We start from the raw sequence: 3,569 nt of genomic DNA, 5'->3' as shown, positions 1-3,569 counted from the left end.
AATCAGGAATCACCAAGATGTTCCGGTCGGTGGGCTCGCGCCGTCCGCGGACGCCCACTAAACCTAAATGTCGGTGGGTGCCGGTAGTGTTCTGTGATGTGAGGACAGGCCAGCAGGGCCAGTCCAATGCTCCCTAGGAGGGGATTCGGCTATGACCGATTTGGACACGACCGTCACGGTGATCGACGCTGCGGCCCGCGCTCATGTGCCGGTGCTGCTGTGGAGTGATCCAGGCATGGGCAAGAGTTCGGTGGTGCGGGCGTTGGCCGCTGCCGATGGCGTGCCAGTGGAGACGGTGATCGGATCGCAGCGTGAGCCAGTCGATATTGCCGGGTGGCCGGTAGTCACCGATGGGGCGGTGCAGACGCTCGCGCTGCCGGATTGGGCGCAGACGCTCATCGATGCCAGGGGCGGCTACCTGCTGCTCGACGAAATCAGCACGTGCAGTGCATCTGTGCAGGCCGCGATGTTGACGGTGGCGTTGGAGCGCATGGTGGGACGAACCAAGCTCCCCGATACGGTGCGAATTGTCGCAGCTGGGAACCCTCCGGACCGCAGCGCCGGTGGTGTCGATTTGACGCCGCCGATGGCGAATCGGTTCCTGCACATTGACTTTGAGCCGACTGCCGAGGAATGGCTGACCGGTATGCGGTCCTCGTTCGCTGCGCTGCCCGCCTCGCGCGGCATCGCCGCCGACGAACTGCGCCGCGCCGACGAGATTGGGGCCGTGTGCGCGTTCGTAGAGGCACGACCCGCGCTGCTGCACCAGTACCCCGACACCGACGAGGCTGCTGGGCGGGCGTGGCCGTCGCGGCGGTCCTGGGAGGCGATGGCGCGGGTGCTGGCGCATCTGCGCCGCGACGACACCGCCGCTATCAGCGCGGTCGCGCTGGGACTGGTCGGTGACGGCGCGGGCACTGAGTTCATGGAGTGGCGGGCCAGCATGGACTTGCCCGCTGTCGCGGACGTGATCGCAGACCCGAGCATCGTCGCCTGGGGGGCGGCCCGCCCCGATCAGGTGTGGGCGGTGCTGTCGGGTGTGGTGGCGTGGGCGTCGGGCAAGGGGACCAAGGATGCGTGGATGACCGCATGGGGGCCGCTGGTCGAGGCAGCAACCCATGGCGCTCCCGACGTGGCCGGGGCAGCGGCGCGCGCCCTGAGTGTGGCGATGCCTGCCGGTGCGAAGCCGCCAGCGGCGGCGCGCAAGTTCAAGGACGTGATGATCGCGGCGGGCCTTGACGTGGGGAGCGCGGCGTGACCGGGATTAGGGCGCTCTCCGCCGACGAGTGGCGGCGGCTGCGGCTGGCGCGGATGGCCGCGGTGGAGGCGATGCCGTACTTCGCGCGGGCACTGTTCGCGTTGTCGCCGGTGGCCGCGCCCGGTCTGGGCACTTTTGCCGTGGACCGGCACTGGCGTCTCTACCTGGACCCGATGATGCTGGGCACCGAGGACGGGTGGAGCATCCCGCTGGCCGGTGCGGTGCTGCTGCATGAGGTCGGGCACGTGCTGCGCGAACACGGTGGCCGCGCTGACACGGTGGATTCCCCGGTGGATCGAACCATGTGGAATGTCGCCGCCGACGCGGAAATCAACGACGACCTGATCGCAGCCGGTGTGGGATTGCCAGCCGGTGTGGTAACTCCCAGCGGGATCGGTTGCGAGGACGGGCACGCCGCCGAGGTCTACTACCGGCATTTGGTGCCGCCCGGTACACCCCGCAGCGGCAACGTCGCGACTGGTGAGGGAGGCGGTGACGGGGATGACGATGGTTACGGGTGCGGCTCTGGTGCCGGAGATGCGCCCGTACCCGGCGAACTGCCCGCCGCCGCCGACTTGGGCAGCGGCAAGGGGCTGTCCACCGCTGCCGCCGATCTGGTGAAGGTCGCTGTCGCCCGCGCAGTGCAGCAAGAGATGGCGCGCAGCCGAGCCGGTCGCGGCACCATACCTGCGGGCCTGGCTCGGTGGGCGGCTGCCCAACTCGCCCCGGCTGTGGTGCCGTGGCCCAAGGTGCTGCGCGCTGCGGTGCGCCGCGCCGTCGAGGACCAGGCGGGCCAGGTGCACCACTCCTGGCGGCGACCGAACCGGCGCGCACCCAAGGGCGTGCTCTTGCCGACGCTGCGAGCACCGAAGATCACCGTCGATCTGATCATCGACACGTCTATGTCCATGGGTGAGGACGATCTGGCTGCCGCTCTGTCGGAAACACGGGCGGTGCTGCGGCGCACCGGTTCCAAGGTGCGGGTGGTCTGCTGCGATGCAGCGGCCACCGTGCCGCGCGCGGTGCGGTCGATCAGCGACGTGACGTTGACCGGGGGCGGGGGCACCGATCTGCGGGTCGGTATCGATGCTGCGTTGTCTGCGCGGCCAGCGGGCAACGTGATCGTGGCGTTCACCGATGGCGGCACACCCTGGCCCGAACGTCGGCTGCCGGTGCCGTTGATCGTGGCCCTGATCGGCGCGCACGCCGCCGATACCACGCCTGCATGGGCCAAGACGGTGCGCGTCACCCCCGTAGCGGCGGTGGCGGCGTGAGCGGGCGGGCCGGGCCAGCCGACTTCGCGCAGTGGGCCAACGCGGTGCTGGCTGGCACCGGGTGGACCGTAGCCACCGTAAGCGAGGCTGCCCAGCGTCCCCGTGACGACCTGGCGACGGCGGCGCTGGCGGACGGGTTTGCCGCCGCCGCGCGCGGTCTGGCTGATGCCGGTGAGTGCCGGGACGGTGCGGCGTGAGCGCCGCGCTGTTTGACCTCGCGCTGCGGGTGGCTGCACGCGATGCCGGTGGGCCGGTGCCCCGGTTGCTGCATAACCCTGCCCCGGCGCGCGACGTGAAGGTGGCCGTCGCGGCGCGGCGCACTGGGCCGGTGGTGCATGTGCAGGCCGTGGGGCCGGATGGGCACTCGTACAGCGGCACCGGAGCCGATGGGCTGGCCGCGCTCGCCCGCGCCGCCGGGTGCGTGGCCGGTGACTTCTGCGGCGGGGCGACTGCCTTGGTCGATACGCCTGCCACGTTGCGAGCGCTGGCGGGTTTGGCACGCAGCTACGCCGACCCGGCGCGGTGCGCCGGCATCGACGTGGCGGCGGGATCGGCGCTGGCCGGTTGGTGGGTGGAGCGGGCCGCGCATCCCGGTACCTCGGCGGTGACCGACGTGCTGAGCACCAGCCGCGCGCGGTTCATGCTCGGTATGGCTCCCGGTGCCGATCACGCTGGCGCGTGGCGGGCGGCGCTGTCGGTGCCCAACGGCGTGAGCGGGTTGCACGACTGGCATCGCGCGGTGACCGGAGGTCTGCTGCTGCCGGGGCTGGATGCGCTGCGTGAGGACGACGACTGGCAGTTGGAGGTCATGCAGGAGGCGGTGCGCGAACAGCGCAGTTGGGACCGGCCCGAAACGCTGCACGTGGCGGCGGCGCGGTTGGCGAGCCGCTGCGATGCCGCCGATCTGTATGAGGCGGCGTTGCTGGCCGATCCGTTGTGGCGGGGGCGGGGTGTGCACACCGGGTTCGTCTGCCACGGCGAGACTGTCGTTGGGGCGGGCCAGCACGCCAACCGCGTCACCGTGCGCGCGGGGCGGC

At 71.0% G+C, this 3,569-nt stretch carries 4 protein-coding genes; all 4 read left to right on the top strand.

The window, feature by feature from the left end:
• Nucleotides 1–151 precede the first annotated feature (151 nt).
• A complete protein-coding gene (locus BST14_RS27590; protein ID WP_036473621.1) occupies nt 152–1,258 on the top strand; it encodes an AAA family ATPase in 1,107 nt (368 codons plus the stop codon).
• A complete protein-coding gene (locus tag BST14_RS27585; RefSeq protein ID WP_036473622.1) occupies nt 1,255–2,532 on the top strand; it encodes a vWA domain-containing protein in 1,278 nt (425 codons plus the stop codon). The genes BST14_RS27590 and BST14_RS27585 overlap by 4 nt, the downstream gene beginning before the upstream one ends.
• A complete protein-coding gene (locus tag BST14_RS27580) occupies nt 2,484–2,729 on the top strand; it encodes a chemotaxis protein (RefSeq protein WP_245845801.1) in 246 nt (81 codons plus the stop codon). Before BST14_RS27585 ends, BST14_RS27580 begins: the two co-directional genes overlap by 49 nt.
• Nucleotides 2,726–3,569, top strand: an 844-nt coding sequence (locus BST14_RS27575) for a hypothetical protein (protein ID WP_083067433.1), incomplete at its 3' end; no start/stop codon positions are given. The genes BST14_RS27580 and BST14_RS27575, both read left to right, overlap by 4 nt.

The organism is Mycobacterium arosiense ATCC BAA-1401 = DSM 45069, from assembly GCF_002086125.1.
GTDB lineage: Bacteria > Actinomycetota > Actinomycetes > Mycobacteriales > Mycobacteriaceae > Mycobacterium > Mycobacterium arosiense.
Note: the sequence above shows the minus strand (reverse complement) of the source record. Positions and strands in the feature narration are given on the sequence as shown.